We start from the raw sequence: 22,144 nt of genomic DNA on the forward strand, positions 1-22,144 counted from the left end.
TTGTGCTTGCTTTATAGGGGATGCATTCAGATAACTGAACATCGCAACGCCCACCCTTCACCCAGGAACAGATATGCCCCACCACCGACTCCTTCGACCGGTCCTGGCCGTATCCGCAGTTGCCATCACCTCACTCTTTCTAATTTCACTGACGCTATCCGATCACTATACCGTCACTCGCTCGATTACCATTCAGACCTCGCCCGAGCGCATTTTTGACTTACTGGAGACCCCTCGTGAATGGCGAAAATGGGGAGCGTGGAACCAGCGTGATCCGCAAATGACCGTGCAATACGCAGGACCGGAACGCGGGAGAGATGCGGCCTGGTCCTGGCAAGGCGGCCGCTCAGGGAATGGCAATGCCATCATTACGCGCACAGCGAAGCCAAATGAGCTGCATTACATCATCCGCTTGCAGTCTACCGGCACCGATGCAGAAGGCACGTTCAGACTTGAGCGCGGCAACCAATCTACCCGCGTGACATGGAGCATGGAAGGTCACTTGGGTGACAATCCGTTGTACCGCTATTTTGGCTTGTTTGCAGATCGATTGATGGGACCAGATCTAGAATTGAGCCTCACTAATCTCAAGACATTTACTGAAAAGGGCAAATAAGGTTGCCGATTGATTCAGTTTTCATTAAGGTGCGCCCTTTTATGATGAAGGCATGCAATATATCCGATATATCCGGACTGTATGCGCAGATTCAGAACACAACGAGGACACCATATTATGAACAAGATCATCGCTACCCTGCTCTTCTCCGCTGCCCTGATCACCCCCGCAGCAGCAAGCAGCCTGTACGTTGGTGGCGACGGCGGTCAAAGTAGCATGGATGCCGATGCAGGCGACGGCTACACCCTGACCAAAAAAGATACCAGCTGGTCGGCATTTACCGGCTATCGCTTTGATTCAAATGTCGCAGTCGAATTCGGATATCGCGACTACGGCAAGATCAGCGGCAATGGCGTGTCTGTTAGCGCGGACGCGTGGCAAGCCAGCGTAGTGGGTCTGGTTCCCCTGAATCGTCAAGTTTCGCTGACTGGCCGCATTGGTGGTACAAGCGTCACAGCCAAATCAAATGGCCGTGGTTTTCATGACTCCGAAACTCGCAACCGTGGTTTTGTAGGGTTTGGCGTGCAATATGCGGTCAATCCGAAGGTTGACCTGCGTGCCGAATACACCCGTACAGGTGATATCGAGGGCGTTACCCTGTCGACCCTGACCGTAGGCGCGGCTTACCACTTCTAATCACCCGTTTTTTCGGGCAAGGTGTTTGAGATACCTGTTCGAGATACAATGAGAGCCTGATTTCATCAGGCTCTTTTCACGTACACGCTTTTGGTGCGCATGGTTTCCATTCAAGCTGAAGGCGGCAACGTGGTCATGGAGCCGCACCTGGTTCTCGGCGGCGCATGCATCTTCACTGCATTCGATCCGCACGGCGCACCGTTTGCGCTGATGGGCGAAAATAAATGTGATACGGTCACTGCATTCTGTCCGACTGTGTCACTGATTCAGGCATCTACCCAATAAAAACACGTTAAACTGCCGGGTTGAAACACATTTTGGCGATGTGCGTGCGCCATCGGTCAACTTTTCGGCCGCTGATGTACAGCTTTCCGCCCCCTTCTGGAGTCTCCCCACATGGAAATCAAGGTCAACTTTCTCGATAAGCTGCGGCTGGAGGCCAAGTTTGACGACTTCACCGTGATCGCCGATCAGCCCATCCGCTATAAGGGCGATGGCTCGGCACCGGGACCGTTTGACTACTTTCTGGCGTCGTCCGCCCTGTGCGCGGCCTACTTTGTGAAGCTGTACTGCAATACCCGCAATATCCCGACCGAAAACATTCGCCTCTCGCAGAACAATATTGTCGATCCGGAAAATCGCTATCAGCAGATTTTCAAGATTCAGGTCGAACTGCCGCCGGACATATCTGAAAAAGACCGCGAAGGCATTCTTCGCTCCATCGACCGCTGCACCGTGAAAAAAGTGGTGCAAACGGGGCCTGAATTCATCATCGAAGAGGTGGAAAACCTCGATGCCGATGCGCAAGCCCTGCTGACCGTGAATGCCGATGCCGGTGCGGCGACCTACATTCCCGGCAAGGATCTACCGCTGGAGCAGACCATCGCCAATATGTCGGGTCTGCTGGCTGACCTCGGCATCAAGATCGAAATCGCATCGTGGCGCAATATCGTGCCCAATGTGTGGTCGCTGCATATTCGCGATGCCCATTCGCCGATGTGCTTTACCAATGGCAAGGGTGCCACCAAGGAAAGCGCGCTGGCGTCGGCCTTAGGGGAATACATCGAGCGGATCAGCAACAATCACTTTTACGCCGGATCGTACTGGGGTGAAGAGATCGCCAACGCGCCGTTTGTGCATTACCCGACCGAACGCTGGTTCAAACCGGGCAAGGATGATGCGGTGCCCGCAGGCGTGCTGGATGAGCATTGTCTCGACATCTACAGCCTCGATGGCGAGCTGCGCGCGACACATCTGTTTGATACTAACTCCGGCAATATCGCCCGTGGTATCTGTTCGCTGCCGTTTACACGCCGTTCGGATGGCGAAACCATCTACTTCCCGGTCAGTCTGGTCGAAAACCTGTACGGTAGTAACGGCATGAGCGCGGGCAATACGCTGGTTGAAGCACAGGTGCAGTGTCTCTCCGAGATTTTTGAGCGTGCGGTCAAGCGCGAAATTCTCGAAGGCGAACTGGCCCTGCCGGATGTACCGGACGAGGTGCTGGCCAAGTATCCCGGCATTGTGGCTGGCATCAAGGGGCTGGAAGAGCAAGGCTTTCCGGTGCTGGTGAAGGATGCCTCGCTGGGTGGTCTGTATCCGGTAATGTGTGTGACACTGATGAATCCGCGCACCGGTGGCGTGTTTGCCTCCTTTGGCGCACATCCGAGCTTTGAAGTGGCGCTGGAGCGCAGCCTCACCGAACTGCTGCAGGGTCGCAGCTTTGAAGGTCTGAATGATCTGCCCCGCCCCACCTTTGCCAGCGAAGCCGTGACAGAGCCGAACAACTTCGTGGAACACTTTATCGACTCTAGCGGCGTGGTGTCGTGGCGCTTTTTCAGTGCCCGCTCGGATTATGAGTTTGTGGAGTGGGACTTCACCAACGGCGGCCAGCACAGCAATGCCGAAGAAGCCGAGATGCTGTTCGGCATCCTCGACGAACTGGGCCACGAGACCTACACCGCCGTATACGATCAGTTGGGCGCCACCGCCTGCCGCATTCTGGTGCCGGGCTATTCCGAAGTCTTCCCGCTGGAAGATCTGGTCTGGGACAACACCAATAAAGCATTGCTGTTCCGCGAAGACATCTTGAACCTGCATCGCCTGGATGACGAGGCGCTGGAAAACTTGCTGGATCGCCTGGAAAACAACGAGCTGGACGAATACGGAGATATCGCCACCCTGATCGGCATCGAGTTTGATGAGAATACCGAATGGGGCCAGCTGACTGTACTGGAGTTGAAGCTGCTGATTCATCTCGCCTTAGGCAACTTCGAAGAAGCGCAGGATCTGGTCGGTGCCTTCCTGCAGTACAACGACAATACCGTCGAACGCGGCCTGTTCTATCAGACGCTGGATGTGGTGCTGGAAGTCACGCTGGATGACGAGCTGGAGATGGCCGATTTCGAGCCTAACTTCCGTCGCATGTTCGGCAATGCCCGCATGGACGCTGCGCTGGGTTCAGTCGATGGCAGTGTGCGCTTCCATGGCCTCACCCCCACCAGCATGAAACTGGAAGGGCTGGATCGCCATCAGCGTCTGCTGGATAGTTTAAAGAAGCTGCATGTGGCGCGAGGAAAAGCTGCACAGTAAGTATCGACGTGACAGGGTGGCCTCGGCCACCCTTTTTCATGCTGATGCTACACCTCGCATACTGGCAAATGTCGGGCTTGCCTCCTATAGTCTGGTCATCCCTTCAATGCTTGGCGAACATCGCGCCCAAGTCCGCAGGCACCAGACAGACCATGCGTCCTTTACGCCTTTTACTCCTCCCGCTTCTAAGCCTTGCATGCTACGGAGATGGGCTGACCTTCTACCTACCCCGGTTCCCCGGTGTGGTTGAAATAAAGGATGGCCAGAAGCCGGAAGGAACAGGCGTCGATGTTATCGACAAAATTTCGCAGCAATCCGGCATTCCGATCCAGATAGAAGTCGTTCCACTAGCACGTGCGTTCGCCAATATTGAAAGCCAGCCACGCGGTTGCGGTATTGGCACCACACGTACCCCCACAAACGAGCCTCAGTTCAAATGGGCAGGCCCGATCGTCCGGCAAACCGCCCGTTTGTATGCCCGCCCGGATAGCAGCATTCAGCTGACCTCGCTTGATCAGGCAAAGCCCTATACGATCGGGGTGCTCCGCGGGTCAGTGTTGTCCCGCCAGCTGGCCGAGCGTGGCTTGAAAATCGAGGAAGGGAATGATTCTGCAAGCAGCATGAAAAAGCTGCTGGCGGGAAGAATCGACCTCTGGGCGGAAAACAGTCTGGCCGCACAGTTCAATCTCGAAGCTGCGGGCAACCCCGCCTTGAAAACCGCCCTGATCATTGCACCCATCGATGGATTCATTGCCTGCAATCGTGCCGTCGGCGACAAGGACATCTCCCGGCTGGATGCCACTGTGCGCAATCTGCGGAACAATGGGGCACTGCATGGCTTCGGCTTTTAGGAACGCCTAGCTGCGCCGCCTCGCCAGCACCCGATCCAGCTGATTGGCAAACGCCTGCCGGTCCGCCGCGGAATGCGCGCTGGGGCCACCCGTTTCCACGCCGCTATTACGCAGCTCCTGCATGAAATTACGCACGCTCAGGCGTTCGTCGATATTGCGTTTGTCGATGATTTCGCCACGCGGGTCGATGACGATGGCGCCATTGGCAATCACCAGCGCTGCCAGCGGAATATCCGCCGTGATCACCACATCACCCGCTACCGCTTCCTGTGCAATGCGCTGATCCGCCACATCGAAGCCGGATGGCACCTGTACTGCCTTGATCCAGGGCGACGGCGGCACCCGCAGCAACTGGTTGGCGATCAGCGTCACCGGGACTTTGGCGCGGTCTGCCGCACGAAACAAGATTTCCTTGATGGCTACGGGACAGGCGTCCGCGTCTACCCAGATATTCATGCACATACTTTCAATCGATTCTGCCGCCCACCCATCCGGACAGCCACTGCACACATGATATCGGAGTTCACGTTAGGCGGGCGAGCCTGCACTGTGCTTGCCCTCCATCTATAAATATTGAACACATATCGCCAAAACAGGTGTCGAAACGGGGCCAGCGTGGGCATTCTGCATTTCATGACATCCGGCAAAACCGTGACCGAACTGCGCGACAAGCAGGAAATCCGCTTGCGCAGGGCCGCGCTCGGCTTGCTGGCGTACATGATTCCGCTCGGGTGCACGCTGATCAGTGCACTGCTGGGCATGACGCCCTGGCTATCCGTCATCATCATGTCCACGGGCATGCTGCTGGCGTGCGGCTCTGTCATTTACATGGTGAAGCACGGCTGGAACCTGAAGTTCTCCGACCCTAGCCTGACCAAATTCCAGCTGATTATTTCAGGCTTCGTGATCATGCCCTCCGTGCATTTCATGGGTAGCGAGCGCGAGATCATTATGCTATCGATGGCCGTGGCACTGAGTTTCGGTGCATTCCGGCTAAGCGGATACGAGCTGGGTAGCCTGTGTGCGGCGCTGATTGGCTGGTATACGCTAGATGTCTGGTGGGTGCTGACCTATCTGCCCGGTGTACTGGATCTAAAGCGCCAGATTCTGATGATCGCCACCATGATCGTGGTGGGGGGATGGCTCTCCTTTTTCTCGGGCATGATGTACCGCTTCCGCAAGCAGATGCGCCAGATTAATGGCGCTTTGCAAGAGGCCAACGAGCATGTCCATCTCAGTAAAGCCCATCTTAAAAGCTTATTAGATCATTCTGGTGAGGGATTTCTGTCTGTCGCACCGGATAAAACCATTGGAACGGAATTCAGTCAGGCTTGCCTTTCAATGCTCGGGACCGACCCTGCGGGTAAAGGCGCGGGACAGCTGATTTTTGCGGAAGATATGGCTGCACAGGAGCTATTTGATGAGTGCATGGCACGCGTGTTCAATAGTACGGATGCAGCCAAGCAGGGACTCATGCTTTCGCTGCTCCCACCTGAAACCAGCCTGAATGACCGCACACTAGCCATTCGCTATCGTCTTATTGAAAACGGTCATTTGATGGTGGTTTTAGATGATGTGACTGAGGCTCGTACGTTAGAGCGCGAAGTTAAACTGCAGCATGCCAGGATGGAGATGATGCTGGCGGCGGCCAGCGATCCGGCGACATTCCAGCAAACGGTGCATACCCTGTCTGCCTTTTTCGATCATGTTCTCAATAATGTGCATCTTTCTGCGCCACTTGCTGCCAGTGAATTGCGCGAGCTCTATCGCGTTGTGCACACCTTTAAAGGCAATGCGGCGCAGTTTTCCATGCATCACACCGTAGAAGCCCTGCACCGGCTGGAAAGTGATCTAAGCGACTTGAGCGACGGGATGGGGAAGCTGCAGCCGCGCCACATCCAGACCGTTGTTGCGCGTGCCAGTTGCAAGGACGCACTGCAGATGGATCTGCAATGCATCCGGGATGTACTGGGCGATGGCTTCATCGACGGTTTCCGGGACGAGGCGAGCGAACTCAAACAACTGGCTGGACGCGCACGTGAGTGGTTGCGGCGCAATGGCAGCCCGGATCTTTCACCAGTGTTAGAGACGTTGTTGCGCGATTTGGTCACAGCCGTCCAGCCCCCCCTGTCTGACACACTGGCAAGCTATGCACGGACAGTGCTGCAAACCGCAGCCGGAACCGGTAAGCATGTGGCACCACTGCAATTGGAGGGCGACATTCAGGTGCGGCTGGATCCCGATGACTATCCCGATGTGTTTCCCTCGCTGGTTCACATTTTCCGCAATGGCGTGGTGCATGGAATCGAAGCGCCAGCTGATCGCTTGGCACTGGGCAAGCCGTCCATTGGTACAATCCGCTGCCGGGTCAACCTGCTGGCCGGATCGATTGAACTCTGCATCGAAGACGATGGCAGCGGCATCCCGGAACACACGCTGCTCGCCAAATATAGCCAGCGTACAGGTGGCGTGGTGCAAGCGGATATACCTTCCTTGCTCGATCTGATCTGTATGGATGGGTTATCCAGTCGTGAAACGGCTGACCATTATTCGGGTAGAGGCATTGGAATGGGTGCCGTGCGTCTTGCTATCGAACGCTGTGGAGGGCAGTTGCACGTCAGCACCGCAGCCGGTGCCGGGACGCAGTTCCGGATTCAACTGCCCTACCCCGCCCATCCTGCCGCCACCCATCCATCGCGCCCTGCATGATGTGTGCGGCTGACTATACTGAATCCAGAATGATCTACTCACCTTCCACAACATGAGTCGCGCGATCAGATTAGTCTCCGGCAGCATGGATGCCACACTCAAACGGACACGAGATCTCCTGTCCGACGAGTTTGGCATGGATGTCATGCGCGTCGTGCGGACATCCAAGCATGTTGATTTGCTGGTACTCCGCGATGTCACCGCAATTGTTGGCGTAGGTGGAGCAATTAATCTGCTGATGGCGTTCAGCTTTGAATACAGCATGCTGGATGAACTCACCCGGCGGATGGTGCCGGACGAGGCGCGGGCTCGCTTGAAATGGGATACCTACCGTCGGGAGGCCGCGCTGGAGATCGTCAATATTGTCGCAGGACATTGCACGGAAGACTGGCAGAGCGATGCCGACATCATTCCCCTGTCGCCGCCCGTCGTCATCGAGCAGGCACGCAGTATCCATCGCCCGCATGCAGCCCGCTTTGCCTGCATTGCACTAGAGACAGCCCACGGACACTTTGACATCAACTTTATCGGCCCCGCCGATCTGTTTGATGACGATCTGAATTACATCGAACAAACAGATTGAGCGAGCTTGGGAGAACAGCATGACAACCCTGCGTATCCTTGTGGTTGATGATTCCAGCCTCACCACCGAACGAATCAGTACCATTATCGAAACAATGGGGCACGAAGTTGTCCGGGTCTGCCATACAGGGCGGGAAGCCATTGATGCTTACCGCGAGCTGCAACCTGATATGGTGACCATGGATATCACCATGCCGGATATGGATGGGGTGCAGGCGACTCGTTTGATTATCGAGTCATTTCCCGACGCCAAAATCATCATGGTGACGTCACATGGCCAGCAAAAAATGGTGCTTGCCGCCATTGATGCCGGTGCCAAGGGCTATATTCTCAAACCTGTTAAGCCTGACAAACTCATGTCTACAATTGCGGGCTTAGGCGGATAGGCAGGCGCACAACAAAGCGTGTGCCCTTACCCGCCTGGGTATCCACAGACAGGTGTCCCCCCGATTGTTCGATGGCCTGCCGTGTTGCAGCGAGACCGACGCCTCTCCCGGAAAATGTGTCCGCTGCTTCGGTGGTTGATACGCCGTCGGTACACAACATCTCCAGCACATCTATCTCACTGGAAGGTGCTGATCCGGCTTCCGTGCCCAATAACCGGGTATGCTCCAGATAACGTAAACGCAAGCGATCCACATCAATCCCGGCACCATCATCCTCTAATTCGAGCGTAAGCCAGTCTTGATCATGACTCACCTTACAGCTGACACGACCGACAACAGGTTTACCTGCTGCTGCACGTACCGCAGGCGACTCAATCCCATGCACCACTGCATTCCGCAATACATGCACCAATGAGGCAAAGACACCCGGATACTGGTCAGGATCAAGTTTAAGCTCCGTCTCACCGATCATCTCCAGTGGATGAACCAGCTTCCCGATTGCCGCTGCAGTTTGACTCACGCTACGGGCAGATTGCTGCAGTAGACTGGCTATGTCCGGCAGCATGGCCTCACGCATTTCCGCTGTCAGTGCAGCCAGCCCCGCCCTCACTCTGTCCGGATCGGTTTCCGTGGACAGTGCCGCCGCCTGCGCCGCCAGTTTCACCACATCATACGAGGGAGCGGGTGAATCGGACGCCTCGAAATAGTCTTCACCCAACAGCGATCTCACACTATCCAAGTCCGCATTCAGCGCCTTGCTACACCCGGCCCGATCCACCACCACCCGGATATGTCTGGCAGACAGCCTCCCACTGCCTTCTGACAGATCACTTAGCGCAGTCTCGAGTGCATGCAGCGCATTCACCGTGTGACGCATCGAGAATTGGCCAGCATTTCCCTTGAATGTATGCACCATGCGGTACACATCGCGCAGCATGTCGGCCGGGGGGGCATCGTGGGAAATTGCAGCATCCAGCCCCTGATCACAGAATGCCCGCAGCGCGCCTGCTATCTGCCGGAAATGAGCCGGTTCGCTGACTGCCGCCACAATCATTTCCATGCGCGCCTGCTGTTCAGCTACTGCCTCTGCAAGTTCCCGCGCCTCGGTCACATCGTCCAGCACAATCATCACATGCCCGATTTCAATCCAGCGATAGCGTATCGACAGGATGCGTGATCGCAGGCAAACCTCCTCCGGCAACAGTGACAGCATCAAATCGCGTTTGAATGCATCCGCAGTGGCAAATACCTTGGTGAGGCAGTCATTGAACAAATCCATGGCCACCAGATCTTCGGCAAACAGCAGTGGTGCGGCCAGTTTGCCTGCCGGATTGCACCCCAGCATGGTCTCACAGGCCAGACTGCATTCCGGATCAACCACCCCGCGCGCATCAATCGACAGAAAGCCCTCGCCCGAGTTATCGAGCAGACTCGTGACATGGACTTTGCTCGCTGCCAGATGCGCAAAGGCTTCATTATTTGCCAGCGCAATGGCGACATAGCCACATATCGCCCGCATGATGGCCTGTTCGCGTTCGCCATAGGCGAAGCGGCGCAGCGATTGAACCGACATAACACCAATCAGGCGCTCTCCAAACAGCAGCGGGGCAAACATCGCTGAGAGCTGATTCTGTGTGCCGGGAACATGGGTGGGATCGTCTTCTGCCGGATCGAAATCCACCACCAGTTCTCTGCGTTCTCGCGCAGCGCGCGGCGAGTTTCTGAGCGGATCATCCAATGCATGATGACGAACCGGAAGCCGGCGGCCATCCTCCGCACTGTATACCCCCCGCAGATAGGCGTGTTCGTCGTCGACAACGTAGACTTCAAGCACATTACTGGCTAGCAGCTGATTGACATGCCGGTAAATGGCATCAAAGATTGCCTCTGCATCCAGCGAAGACATGATGTCACGACCAATTTCGCCAAGCAGATGCAGCGTCTGGGCTGACTGCGCCAGCTCTTCATTGGAATGCTGCAATTCTTCATTGGATTGCCTGAGCGCATCCGTTCGCTCGGCCACGGTGCGTTCAATGCTTTGATACATGGTTGCATTGGCAATCGCAATAGCGGCATATGCACATAGCGCGCGGAAAATGGATTGTTCACGCTCGCCATAGGCGTGGCGCTTTGCAGTCTGGATAGACATCACCCCAATCAGCCGGTCACCCAGTTTGATCGGGGTAAACAGCGCAGTAGCAATCGCGATCGTGCCGGGAATGCGGGAGGGGCTATCTTCGCCGGGTTCAAAATCGACCAGAATTTCACGTCCCTCGCGGACGGCACGTGCCGAGTTCGCGGCCGGGTGGTCAATGGCAAACTCGTCATCCGGCAGACGTTCGCCATTTTCCACGCCGAAACAACTGCGCAAAACCGTGCCGGATTCGTCCAGTAACACCACGCGCAGCGTATTGACATCGAGCATGGCAATCACGTGTTTGTAGATGGCCGAAAAAACAGCTTCCAGATCCAGCGTGGCCGTAATGTCCTTCCCCACCTCACCCAGGCTGCGCAGCAAGTCCGCCGACACAGCCAATGCGTCTTTCGAGTCCTGCAGTTCACGGGTACGATCTGCCACCTGTCGCTCGATGTCGCCGTACACATTCGCATTGGCAATCGCGATAGCGATATAGCTGCTCAACGCCTGACAGATTGACTGCTCCCGTTCACCGTAAGCGTGTTCTGACGTGGTCTGGATGGTCATCACACCGATCAGCCGCTGTCCGATCATCAGCGGTGAAAACAGCGCGGTCAGCGTATGAATGGTGCCCGGTTCATGACGCTCGAAATCATTGCGCGGATATTCCACCAGCAATAGCCGCTGCTCCCGCGCTGCGCGCGATACATTCAGCGCAGGATCATGGATATCGTAGCGAATCTCCGGCAACGCCTTCCCCGACTCCATGCCAAAGGCGCGATACAGCGTCTCACTACCCGACTCGACCAGGTAGATGCTGAGCGTAGTGGTGTCAAGCATGGCAGGAATCCGCGCTGCCATCATGGTGTAGACGCTTCTCTCATCCAGCGAAGCCGTAATGGCCTGACCGATTTCACCGATCTGTCTGAGGGTATCGGCTGCGCCAACCATGGTTTGGTGAGAGCCCAGAAGCGCCTCGTAGGCCTCGCGCAACTCCTCGGTTTTAGCATCGATCTGAGCTTGCAGTTCTACCTGTTGCCGCCTGAGCCTGCGCGTGCGGACTCTGATCAATGCCACGACACCCAGCACCAGCACCAGTGTCATCGCCAGTTTGAACAGGGGGGTCTGATACCAGGCGGGCAAGACCTCGACATGCAATTCGGCGCCAGCCTGACTCCACGCGCCCGCGCGATTCGTTCCCCTTACCTTCAGTATGTAATGCCCAGGGGAAAGATTTGTATAGCTAGCCGAGCGATGCAGCCAGTCTGTCTCAATCCATTCGGCGTCAAAACCAACCAGCTGGTAGGCATAACGATTGAGTTCGGGTTCGGAATAATCCAGCGAAGCAAACTCAACAGTCAGGCTGTTGGCATCCGGCGCGACGCGCAGATTGGCAGGCCGCCCTCCCATGGCGTCAGGGACTGCCACGTCATGTCCGCCCAGAGTCACGCGCGTAAATACAACAGGGGGGCGAAAAACCCAGGGTCTGATCTGCTCTGGGTTAACTATCGTCAAGCCTCCCTGTCCACCAAAGATGAGCTTTCCAGCAGGCGTGACTACCCCCGCATTGGCCCAGTAACTATGAATGGCTACACCATCTGCCTCTCCCAGCGCCTCAACCGTGCCACGCTCGGGGTCAATGCGCGCCAGACCATTGTCCGTACTGACCCAAACCAGCCCCGCAGCATCAATGAGAATGGCATTGACGTTTTCGTTGGGCAACCCCTGCTGCACACCAAACGTGCGGAAGCGATAACGTCCCCCCGAGCCCTTTGGTAGCCGGACCTGTACGCCACTCCCGAACGTACCGACCCACAGATTGCCCTGATGATCTGTCCTCAGCGAGGACACAAACCCGCTTCCCAGCCCTTCCGGATCGGAGGGATTTGCCTGAATCGGCTCTACAAGGTGCTTTGCCGGATCGACAAGCAACAGTCCATTGCGCGTTCCGAGCCAGAGCTGACCATCTACCCCCGATTCAATCGCCCGAATCTGGCTCCGATCCAGACGCTCGCTGTCGACATGTTCCAGCTTGCCAGTTCGATCCAGCGCCAATCGCCATAGGCCGTGATTCAGGGTACCAATCCACAGTACATTGTCCTTCACGTGCAAGGAGGCAATACGCACATCCTCTGCATGTTCGGGAAAACGGATCTGATCGCCGGAACCGGGTCGTCTACCGGGCTTTTTCAGTCGAAACAAACCCTGTGTTGTGCCGAGGAAAACGTCGCCACCGGGCATTTCTGCTATTGCCAGGGTCATGGCCGACTGGGGGAACCACCCGCCTTCGGACGGCCAAATTTCGGACACACGGTTTCCCCCCAGATCGAGTATTTCGACACCGTTGTCCGGGCTGCCCGCCCACAGGTACTGATCCGAAGTGAACAATAAGGAGGACACATCTCGACTGGTCAGCACCTGAGACCGGGAGGTTTCGCCAAACAGGGTGTAAATGCCATGCTGACCCGAATGAAACAAGGCCAGTCCGCGATTCGTCCCCACCCATACAAGTCCGGAGCGATCACGGTACAGCGCGGTCACACTGTTATCAGGCAGACTACTCGCACGGGCAGCCTCATGACGCAACATGCGCAGCTTGTTGCCATCGATATCCAACCTTGCGATACCGCGACTGCTTGTGGCCAACCAGATTTCGCCCGGCGCTGGCTCTGCGACATCCTGAATGCCCTCGTTCACAAGATGCCACCGACCTTGAAGTGGCTCCGCTTTCGCAATATCCGCGCCGGAACAGACAAACACGCCACGGCCACGCGTACCCATCCAAATCTGCCCGGTACTATCCTGAAACAGGCGCACAACATCTTTTAAATCGCGTTTTCCCTTTGTCTCCAGACGGCTAAATTGCTGCTGCCCCGGTAAACGCCGCCACACGCCGTCACGCATGGCCGTTAGAAGCGTCCCATTGTCCAGCATCCATACATCCGCCACCGCCATCCGGGCAGCAGACGCATCATGCTCACCGCTGATCTGCACATGCGTAATCTGGCCAGTAGACATTGCAAGGTGATCTAAACCACCATCTGTTGCAATCCAGAGTCCGTCCCGGCCGTCAGCCGCCAGGGCATATACAGAGGGGCTACTTAAGCCATCTTTGCCCGAACCAAAGGTTTTAAAGCGATCAGACTGGTGATCGTACAGTGCCAACCCCCCATTATTGGTTCCGATCCACAAACGACCGCTCGCATCGGTATGCAGCACAGAAATAAAGGAGGCAGGCAGGCTGCCCTGCTGCATGGGATCCGGGCGATACACTTTGAAGCGATATCCATCCCAACGTGCCAAGCCATCCTGTGTACCCACCCACATATAGCCGCGGCCATCCTGCGCAAGCGTCTGCACAACCGGACTCGGCAGCCCCCGTTCGGGGCCCATATTGTGAAATAACGCATCACCGGCGAGTTCCCATTGTTCATGGGCAGGCACAGCATGAGCTCTGCATTGAAGCAGCAGCATGAGACACATCAGACGGAAAATCAGGGTCAGTAGACAGCGCATTGTCGACCGCTAAGAGAAAAATTACAGCCATACGCTCTATCGAACGTACTGGCGTCACTCTAGATTCATAGCTGATGAACAGATGAGATGCCCCGGAAATGGGCAGGATACAGCCGTCTAACTGACATACGTCAGTTTATCCGGCCGCTTATCTTGTCGATCGGTATGCACTTGCATCCTGAGCTATGCCAATCATATGCAGGCTTGCTGCGCACCTGCTTGCGGTGAAAGGATGTCAGGCATGAAGCGGATACAAAGCTGTTTGATCTTACTGATGGTCTGGCTATTGCACAGCGTACTGAGTGCCGCATCCATCCCGATTATTATGGGGCAGGAGACAGGGGCAAACGGCGAAGCCCTGCCAATTTCACCCCTGCGTATCGAAATGGTTAAGCTACTAGCCAAGGAGACCGGACTGGATCTCGTCATCACGCCCTATCCGTGGCGGCGCGCGCAATTGATGAGCAGCGAAGGACGCGGGATTATCTGGGGTCAGCTGCGAACACCAGAAACCGATGCTCAATACGTCTTTTCTCCCCCGATCTACACGCTGTATTTCTGGCTAGTGACGCGGGCAGATCAGACCTTTCATTACGCAAAGCTCGAAGACCTCAAGGGCAAAACCCTGTCGATCCCCTCGGATTCGCATTACGAAGAAGCGTTTGAAGCCGTCCGTGGTGACTGGTTTCAGATCGAAGACGGTGCGAAATCACTTGAAAAGCGCTTACTGATGCTCGATATCGGACGGGCGAATGTATTGGTGCTGACAACCGCCCAAACTGACCGGACCAAGCTTGAGCAAAGGCTGAATTGTGACTTCGGCCACATTAATCAGTGGCGAGTACTCGCAAAACCGATGAGTAAGCAAGATACCTTGCTGGCCGCGGCAAAGCACTCTCGTTTTCTTGTTCCGCTGGCAACCCTGAGCAAAGCGATTGAGCGCTTGCATGCCAGTGGTGCAATTGAGCAACTATTAAACGAACGGAATGCACAGTCAGTAAAGCAATGCGGAACTTTTCCGCCTGCCGCAACGCGTTAATGCAGGTATGTTGCTTTCAGGACGCAGCCTCCTCACTGAGGGTGGCGCCAATCACGATTGAGACAATCAATCAGTTAAAAACCTGACTACATCGTTTACTATCCTCTCCCGTTCCATCCCGGAGAGATAGTATGTTAGGCAGTCATGTGATCGAGTGGGTAATGGGCATGGTCGCCTGCTTTGCATCGGTCAGTCTATTCACCAGTTCTATCTACGAAGCGCTGGCATCTATGCTGGGTTTACGATCGCGGCAATTATTGTACGGCATTCGCGCACTCTTAAACTGTGACGCTCGCTCCGTCTCGCCTGCCCATCCAACCGCGCTGACATCCGAAGCGCTATTGCTCTGGCTATACAATCACCCGCTGGTGCACCCGCGAGGTGATGGTCAGGCAAGCCACTGCGATCAGATCAGGCACGCGCCCTCATACATTGCCGCGCCCCAGTTTGCGCAAGCATTGCTGGAGCGCCTACATGCGCTTCCGGGTGATTCCCTTCCTATCAAAATCGAGCAAGGCATTGCCGATCCGCAATTGCGCCGGCTACTGACCGGCATCGTCCAGCGATCGGCTGACGATGTAGCACACATGGAATCCGCCCTTGCCACCTGGTTTGATCAGGGAATGGCTCGCGTGTCTGGCGCCTACAAGCGCCAGGTGCAAGCCTGGTCTTTCCTGATCGCACTGATGCTGGCGGTCGGGTGCAATATCGACTGTATCCATTTATTCAAAACACTTTGGATTCAGCAACTTACCCCCGATCAACTAGCCATCTTCAGTGCAACCCCAGAAGAGGGTCAAGCATTGAGAATGCTCAATAGTCTACCCATCGGTTGGCAGAGATCGCCCTGGCAAGATGACGGTCTAACTTGGCTGGTACATGCCGTGGGCTGGCTTTTCACCGCATCCTCGGCTCTCTTTGGTGCGCCATTCTGGTTTGATTTGCTCAGCAAAGTGACGCGTCTGCGAGGGAGTGGCAACGCGGTGAGCCCACGCAGTGCGACTTGATCTGCTCCTTGCGCGCAGCTACCGGCAATAGGCTGTTGCGCGCATCCCTCAAATATCGGCCTTGTGTGTCTTTTTCCCCAAAGATCATGCAATTCGATGGAATAACTTTCCCCCCTCATTTCCAATAGCACGTCATTACAGTTTCCGATGCCATTCACGCAGCTCGGACGCCAATACCCAAGCCCTTCCCCCTGCAATTTCCAGCAAGCAATTGCTCGATCAAAAGCCGGTACGATGTCGACCGCAACGCCGTAAACACCTGATCTGGTAAATATTTTTGCAATTTTTTCCTGCTTACAATAGGCACTGCCATTGCGGAGGGGGCACTGGCTAGTTGGGGTTGCCCCGCTGGTATATGCAAGGCAGTGCACAGGGTTCGCACCCTGCGCCATTTACATAACGATAGAGGACGACAATGAAAACAATCATCAAATTCGCCGCTGCCGCTGTACTGAGCTGCGCCATGCTGCCCGCACACGCCTTCAAGCAGGAAACCCATCGCCGCATCGCTATTGATGCCGTGAACTACATGAAGGCCAACCCGGACAAGACCAACTACGCCAAGCTGGCTGCAGGTCTTGCCCGCGCTGGCTACACGGTGGATCAGTTCGCGACTGCCATGGGCCAGGGTGCCTATGACGTGGACGACTTTGCCGATACCTACATCTGTGGCGCCATTACCGGCGATTGCCAGATGGCTCCGATCTGGGGTCTGGCCGAGAGCATTGTGAAGTACACGAGCTACTGGCACTTCCAGAATCACACATCCGGAGCTGACGCACACGGCAATGCCTTTGGCGGCTACAACTACGCCAAGCTGACTGTTGCCGGGGATGTCGACAAGCTGGCCGCATCCTGGCTGAAAGGCGACTATCTGGACGATGGCGCGGGCGGCATGAAGGGCTGGTTTGGTGATAGCAGCAAGTACAATTCTTACGGCGTGACCGAAGCACACTATCGCCTGGGCGGCTACTCCACTCCGTCGCAATATGCGGATTTCGAAGCCATTCCGTTCCAGCCCATCGACAATCTGGCGCAATACTGGTTCCAGCAATATCTCAACAGCCCAAGCCTGCAAAGCCTCGGCTTCGTAATGCACTCGACTGATCTGTTACAGCCGCATCACACCTGGACCACCTCGGCCAATAATCACTCGGGCTGGGAACAATGGGTCGATGATTACTACTTCAGCGCCAAACTGAACGATCCGGCACTGGTCACGGCTGCGCTCAAGGATTTCACCCCGATTCCAGCCACCTCGAACGATATCCGTCCGCTGCTGACACAAGGCGGTACTTACTCCTACAAAAATGGCGGCATTGTGTTGTCCTCAACCGATCAGAATGATCGCTTGAATGTCGGCAAGAAAGTCGTGCCGCACGCCATCGCCATGATTGTGCATGTGCTGAACCGCGCAGCTGAACGTCTGTAATTCCGGCCTGCGAGGATAAGTACTATGAAGCGGACAGCACCAGCTTTCCTGTCACTCCATTGCATGAGTCAATGGCTCATGCACACCGTGCTGGCCGCTTCTTTTGCAGCCATGGCGGCAGCCGCCACCCCGCCGGCACAGCAGTCCGACGCGCCACCCGTGATCGCCACCATCAATAGCGAACCGATCTACCGTCTGACGCTCAATGTGCATAGCGCCATGGCGCGACTGAATGGTGATTCATCCAGCCGCCAGAGCATCCTCGACACGCTGATTACCCAGCGTCTGCTTGCATCGGTTGCCGAGTCCCGCTTTGGTCAACTCGGCCTGCATCCGGAAAACCGAGTAGCATTCGATCCGGATGTTGCACTCGACGACCGCATGGCAGGCCAGTTACGCACCGTCTACGCGAACGAGCTTGCTACCAGCATCAATCAATTGCCCAATGGCGTGCTGGACAGCCTGATCACCGAACTGCGCCAGCCCGATGCCACAGAACTGGATCGGGTCTTTGGCAAACGCAGCCGCCTCATCCTCGACTACACCCTGAATGATGCGCAGCTCAAAGAGGCCGGCAAAGTGCTTGTCCTTCGGACCACCCTTGCCGCTGCTCCCGCTATCACCCTACAGGACATCTATCGCCGCCAGAATGTTCAGGGACGCGTTTCGCTCTTTAACCGCGATCAGCGTTTTATCCGCCAGCAAGCGCAACTCTATCTGGCCAACCTATACGTACATCAATGGGCGCGTCAGCAATTCGGAGAAGCACAGGTTGCTGATCTGCGCCGCTCGCTGGCCGAACAGGACACCCTGCAGCAGGTTCGCAGCCTGCACGGCCTATCGATGGATACGGACAGCGTCAGCGCACTGCTCAATCAGCTAGCCGAAACGGTCAGCCAGAAAGAGATTCTGGCTTACTACCAGGCGCATCGTAGTGATTTCCACCGGATCGAATCTGTCACAGCCCGCCATATCCGGGTAGACAGCGAAGCGCTGGCCCAACGACTCTTCAAGGCTGCCAGTTCGGGAGAGGATTTCTCGGCGCTTGCCCGCCTGCACTCTACCGCCCCGGATGCCAGCACCGGTGGTCACCTAGGCGTGATTCCCCATCGTGCCACACTCACCTGGCTGGAAGAGCTGGCCTTTATGCAGACACCTGGCAAGGTTTCAACGCCGATCCGCTCACCCGCCGGACCACAGGAAAAGGCCTATTGGGAAATCGTTCTCGTCGATGCACGCCGTGATGGCTATCAGAACCCTGCTTCGGAGTCCGTCCGTTATCAAGCCAGCCGCGCCATCGCCCAGCAAAAAGCTGCACGCCAGCTCGCCGAGTTGCAGGCAAAATTGCGACGCGATGCCAGCATTCGTATCCTGAGTACAGCTGATATTCAGGCCGATGCCCGCCCGGTCACGCATGCGGGGCCGCGCTCATGAAAAAATGGATTGCATTATCCGTGATCGCTGTAACCGGTCTGACAGTCTGGCAGCTGTGGCCTACGCCAGATGCTGCCCTCGCGGATGCCCCCCAGACGAATGTGTCCCGGCAAGCTGCTGCACCCAAGTCGGCTCAGTGGCCTCTGCCCGCAACGAGCGAGCACACCATGCCCGCCAAACCTGCCCGCCCCATCTCTGCCACCGAAAGCCTGATCGCCACCCGCGAAGGTGATCCGCGCAGCCCCCCGATCGTACACACCCCGGTCGACCATATTGCCCCCACTGCAGCCGAACTGGCCGATCCTGCTGCCTACCAGCGTTACGAGGCGAGCCAGAACCAGCGTCTCTATCAGGCCTATGTGCAGGCTGCCAACGATGCCATCCCGCAAATCCGGTCGGACATTGTGAAGGCACGCAATATGGGGATACCTGAAGCGCGTATTGCAGTAGGCGAAGAGAAGTTGCGCCGGATCGAGGCCATGCGCGCCGAATTACTGAAAGATCATCCGCAATTGCATCCCTGAGGCCATGAGGACGGAGAAGCACGCAAGATACAGATCCCCTATGCGCGCTAAATCCAACACTTCCATGCACAATCATGCAAAGTGCGTCGGTGCGCACGCACGACTTCGGTAATATCAGCCCTCTGTGATATGCACTTACCGGAGTCCCCATGCTCAGTCGCGCCCTGTCTCTCAGCCTGATTGCATCCCTGATCGCCCCCTGTTTTGCCGACACCGTGGTCGTCACCGCCGACCGCATGGTAGATGTACTCAGCGGCAAGCTGGTCGATCAGCCGCAAATCACCATCGTGGACGGACGCATCAGCAAGGTGGGTAAACAAGGGGATGCAGTTGCCAGCGGCGCAAAAGTGGTGAACCTGCCCGGCCTGACCCTGCTACCCGGCCTGATCGACATGCATGTGCATCTCTCCTACGATCCACACTACAGCGGCTACAAGGGGCTAGAGTTCACGGATAGTTTCTGGACCGTCATTGGCGTGGACAGCGCCAGAAAGACGCTCGAAGCCGGATTTACCACCGTGCGCAATGTCGGTTCGGGTGGCTACGATGATGTCGGCCTCAAACAGGCCATCCAGCGCAACATCGTACCCGGCCCGCGCATTGTGCCCGCCACCTATGCCATTGGTGCAACTGGCGGCCACTGCGATGCCACCGAATTTCCGCCCTCCATCAACGTGGAATCCCCCGGCGTCGCCGATGGCCCGGATGCGATTCGTGCCACCGTGCGCAAACTGCGCAAATACGGTGCCGAAGTGATCAAGTTCTGCGGCACAGGCGGCGTACTGTCGAAGACAGACTCAGTAGGCGCCCAGCAATACCGTCTGGATGAAATGAAAGCGCTCGTAGAGGAAGCACATATGCTCGGCCTCAAAGTCGCCGTCCACGCACATGGCACCTCCGGCATCAAAGACGCGATCCGTGCCGGCGCAGATACCATCGAGCATGCCAGTCTGGCCGATGACGAGGCCTTCGCGCTGGCCAAGCAGCACGGTACGTGGTTCTCCATGGATGTCTACAACGACGACTACATCCTCGCCGAAGGCGAAAAGAACGGCATCTTCAAGGAATCGCTGGAAAAGGAGCGCGCCATCGGCCTGAAGCAGCGCCAGACCTTTCAGGCAGCCTTCAAATCCGGCGTGAAAATGGTGTACGGCACCGACGCTGGCGTCTATCCGCATGGCGACAACGCCAAGCAACTCTCGACCATGGTGCAGTGGGGCATGAAACCGATCGATGCCATCCAGTCTGCCACCGCCAATGCAGCGAATGCGCTCGGCAAAAGCGCAGATGTCGGCGCAATCGAAGCGGGCCGCTACGGCGACCTGATCGCCGTGCGCGGCAATCCGCTGGACAACGTGGCACTGCTTCAGCAGATTGTGTTTGTAATGAAGGGTGGCGAAGTGGTGGTGGCGCCCAAATAAACGTGACGGAAGGCTGGCTCACAGTAAGTCGTGCTGGCAGCCTTCCCCTCACTTTCTCAAGATACTGTCGAGTGCTTTTCCCTTGGCCAGCTCGTCTATCAATTTGTCCAGATAACGCACGTGCCGAGTAAGCGGGTCCGCTATTTCTTCTACTCGCACCCCGCACACAACTCCCTTGATCAATATGCAATTCGGATGCATAGCCGGTGCTTGCGCGAAAAACGACTCAAAATCGATCTCGTGAGAGATATGATGAGCGAGCTGTTCGGATGAAAATCCCGTGAGCCAGCAAATGACCGTATCGACTTCCGCTTGTGTGCGCTGCTTGCGAACCACCTTTTGAACGTAGAGCGGATAGACCTTGGTAAACGATATCTTGCCAATTTCACGCGAAGCCAACGCCTTTACCTCCCCGCCCGATACTTCCCCAGCACCGCCCGTAGCCACGGCCCGCTCTCCACTTCTGCCGCTCCAGCACACTTCACATGATAAGGCTTCCCGCTCATGCTGCTTTCGGAGGCTGCTTTCGTGATGAAATCTTCCGTTGTCGCCAGCATGCCTTTTTTCAGCAGGTAATCGTATTTCTGATTCAGATGATCCACGGCTTCTGCAGCGGCATACCAGGTGCCATTACGATTGAACTGGCAACCTGATTGCTTCAGGTAGTTCAATAGATAGGGTATTTCTGATTTGGTTTGCGGAGAGATATCCTGTGCTACCGTGAACAAAGGCAGCATGCATAACAGGATCGGCAATCGTTTCATGTTTTTGATTTCGCCTGACTATTAACCCGCCAGATTCTGCTGCGTGTCACGCCTAAGCGCAACAACGCCAAAAGCGAATCCAACCCCGGCAGCAAACCATACCACCGCTGCGATCACTTCGAAGCGATTCAGTAGCTCCGGATGCGATACGGCCATCACCGGCAGCAGGATTCCACGGACAATACATACACATGCCATGGCGGCCAGTCCCAGGCGATGCAACGGCGGACGACGAACCCATCCTAGCACTGCAGCCGCGTACCATGCGCACATCCCCATCAGCACCGCAATGATCAAACTGCCAACAGGGGCAATCCAGGTCCCTTGCTCGGCCGAGTGCACCACAAAGGGCGGTGCGCCAAAGAACTTGAACCATGCGGCCCCACCCGGGATAGCCAGGACATGAATACATACCCCCACCATTGCAATCAGGGCGGCGCATTGAACCATTGCACGACTCAAACGGAACATCAATGCAGACTCTCCATACGGCTGATG

General features: G+C 56.3%; 19 protein-coding genes. 14 read left to right on the forward strand and 5 right to left on the reverse strand.

Going from position 1 to position 22,144, the window contains the following annotated elements:
- The first annotated feature begins 73 nt into the window (after nucleotides 1–73).
- From KSF73_11495 to KSF73_11515, 5 genes are all read left to right on the forward strand, one after another.
- Entirely contained in the window at nucleotides 74–616 is a 543-nt protein-coding gene (locus tag KSF73_11495; protein MBV1776335.1) for an SRPBCC family protein, read from the forward strand.
- Between the two features lie 117 nt (nucleotides 617–733).
- On the forward strand, nucleotides 734–1,252 hold the full coding sequence (locus KSF73_11500) for an outer membrane beta-barrel protein (protein MBV1776336.1): 519 nt from the start codon (nucleotides 734–736) through the stop codon (nucleotides 1,250–1,252).
- 99 nt (nucleotides 1,253–1,351) lie between these two features.
- Nucleotides 1,352–1,537 (forward strand): hypothetical protein, encoded by a 186-nt coding sequence (locus KSF73_11505; GenBank protein ID MBV1776337.1) that lies wholly within the window; start codon nucleotides 1,352–1,354, stop codon nucleotides 1,535–1,537.
- 111 nt (nucleotides 1,538–1,648) lie between these two features.
- On the forward strand, nucleotides 1,649–3,844 hold the full coding sequence (locus KSF73_11510; GenBank protein MBV1776338.1) for an OsmC domain/YcaO domain-containing protein: 2,196 nt from the start codon (nucleotides 1,649–1,651) through the stop codon (nucleotides 3,842–3,844).
- 242 nt (nucleotides 3,845–4,086) lie between these two features.
- Complete coding sequence (locus KSF73_11515) at nucleotides 4,087–4,695, forward strand: transporter substrate-binding domain-containing protein (protein ID MBV1776339.1); 609 nt, start codon at nucleotides 4,087–4,089, stop codon at nucleotides 4,693–4,695.
- 6 nt (nucleotides 4,696–4,701) lie between these two features.
- Here the strand turns inward: KSF73_11515 and KSF73_11520 are convergent, their stop codons facing one another.
- On the reverse strand, nucleotides 4,702–5,151 hold the full coding sequence (locus KSF73_11520) for a YaiI/YqxD family protein (protein ID MBV1776340.1): 450 nt from the start codon (nucleotides 5,149–5,151) through the stop codon (nucleotides 4,702–4,704).
- Nucleotides 5,152–5,310: 159 nt separating this feature from the next.
- Between KSF73_11520 and KSF73_11525 the strand changes: the two genes are divergently transcribed.
- The 3 genes from KSF73_11525 to KSF73_11535 are packed head-to-tail and all read left to right on the forward strand — an operon-like array spanning nucleotide 5,311 to nucleotide 8,372.
- The gene (locus KSF73_11525; GenBank protein MBV1776341.1) at nucleotides 5,311–7,404 is read left to right on the forward strand and encodes an Hpt domain-containing protein; all 2,094 of its coding nucleotides are present in this window, start codon (nucleotides 5,311–5,313) and stop codon (nucleotides 7,402–7,404) included.
- A 52-nt stretch (nucleotides 7,405–7,456) separates the two neighbouring features.
- Nucleotides 7,457–7,987, forward strand: coding sequence for a chemotaxis protein CheX (locus KSF73_11530; protein ID MBV1776342.1), 531 nt, complete (start codon nucleotides 7,457–7,459; stop codon nucleotides 7,985–7,987).
- Nucleotides 7,988–8,006: 19 nt separating this feature from the next.
- On the forward strand, nucleotides 8,007–8,372 hold the full coding sequence (locus KSF73_11535; GenBank protein MBV1776343.1) for a response regulator: 366 nt from the start codon (nucleotides 8,007–8,009) through the stop codon (nucleotides 8,370–8,372).
- On the opposite strand, the gene KSF73_11540 is transcribed toward KSF73_11535, so the two are convergent.
- Nucleotides 8,347–13,983: a GAF domain-containing protein gene (locus KSF73_11540; protein MBV1776344.1), complete on the reverse strand. Its 5,637-nt coding sequence runs from the start codon at nucleotides 13,981–13,983 to the stop codon at nucleotides 8,347–8,349. The two genes, KSF73_11535 and KSF73_11540, sit on opposite strands and share 26 nt — an antisense overlap.
- A 283-nt stretch (nucleotides 13,984–14,266) precedes the next feature.
- On the opposite strand from KSF73_11540, the gene KSF73_11545 reads away from it, so the two are divergent.
- The 6 genes from KSF73_11545 to KSF73_11570 all read left to right on the forward strand — a co-directional run bounded on the left by KSF73_11545 (nucleotide 14,267) and on the right by KSF73_11570 (nucleotide 20,882).
- Nucleotides 14,267–15,064, forward strand: a complete 798-nt coding sequence (locus KSF73_11545; GenBank protein ID MBV1776345.1) for a transporter substrate-binding domain-containing protein — start codon at nucleotides 14,267–14,269, stop codon at nucleotides 15,062–15,064.
- 131 nt (nucleotides 15,065–15,195) lie between these two features.
- Nucleotides 15,196–16,071, forward strand: coding sequence for a hypothetical protein (locus KSF73_11550; GenBank protein ID MBV1776346.1), 876 nt, complete (start codon nucleotides 15,196–15,198; stop codon nucleotides 16,069–16,071).
- Between the two features lie 415 nt (nucleotides 16,072–16,486).
- Nucleotides 16,487–17,503, forward strand: coding sequence for a phospholipase (locus KSF73_11555; GenBank protein ID MBV1776347.1), 1,017 nt, complete (start codon nucleotides 16,487–16,489; stop codon nucleotides 17,501–17,503).
- A gap of 63 nt (nucleotides 17,504–17,566) precedes the next feature.
- Nucleotides 17,567–18,937: a peptidylprolyl isomerase gene (locus KSF73_11560; protein MBV1776348.1), complete on the forward strand. Its 1,371-nt coding sequence runs from the start codon at nucleotides 17,567–17,569 to the stop codon at nucleotides 18,935–18,937.
- Nucleotides 18,934–19,461, forward strand: a complete 528-nt coding sequence (locus tag KSF73_11565; GenBank protein MBV1776349.1) for a hypothetical protein — start codon at nucleotides 18,934–18,936, stop codon at nucleotides 19,459–19,461. Before KSF73_11560 ends, KSF73_11565 begins: the two co-directional genes overlap by 4 nt.
- A gap of 149 nt (nucleotides 19,462–19,610) precedes the next feature.
- The gene (locus KSF73_11570) at nucleotides 19,611–20,882 is read left to right on the forward strand and encodes an amidohydrolase family protein (GenBank protein MBV1776350.1); all 1,272 of its coding nucleotides are present in this window, start codon (nucleotides 19,611–19,613) and stop codon (nucleotides 20,880–20,882) included.
- A 48-nt stretch (nucleotides 20,883–20,930) separates the two neighbouring features.
- Here the strand turns inward: KSF73_11570 and KSF73_11575 are convergent, their stop codons facing one another.
- From KSF73_11575 to KSF73_11585, 3 genes are read right to left on the reverse strand one after another with little or no spacing between them, the layout of a single operon-like run.
- Entirely contained in the window at nucleotides 20,931–21,281 is a 351-nt protein-coding gene (locus KSF73_11575) for a DUF2200 domain-containing protein (GenBank protein ID MBV1776351.1), read from the reverse strand.
- 5 nt (nucleotides 21,282–21,286) lie between these two features.
- The gene (locus KSF73_11580) at nucleotides 21,287–21,646 is read right to left on the reverse strand and encodes a DUF5329 domain-containing protein (GenBank protein MBV1776352.1); all 360 of its coding nucleotides are present in this window, start codon (nucleotides 21,644–21,646) and stop codon (nucleotides 21,287–21,289) included.
- Nucleotides 21,647–21,667: 21 nt separating this feature from the next.
- A complete protein-coding gene (locus tag KSF73_11585; protein MBV1776353.1) occupies nucleotides 21,668–22,117 on the reverse strand; it encodes a hypothetical protein in 450 nt (149 codons plus the stop codon).
- Nucleotides 22,118–22,144: the final 27 nt, after the last annotated feature.

This window comes from Burkholderiaceae bacterium DAT-1, from assembly GCA_019084025.1.
Classification (GTDB): domain Bacteria; phylum Pseudomonadota; class Gammaproteobacteria; order Burkholderiales; family Chitinimonadaceae; genus DAT-1.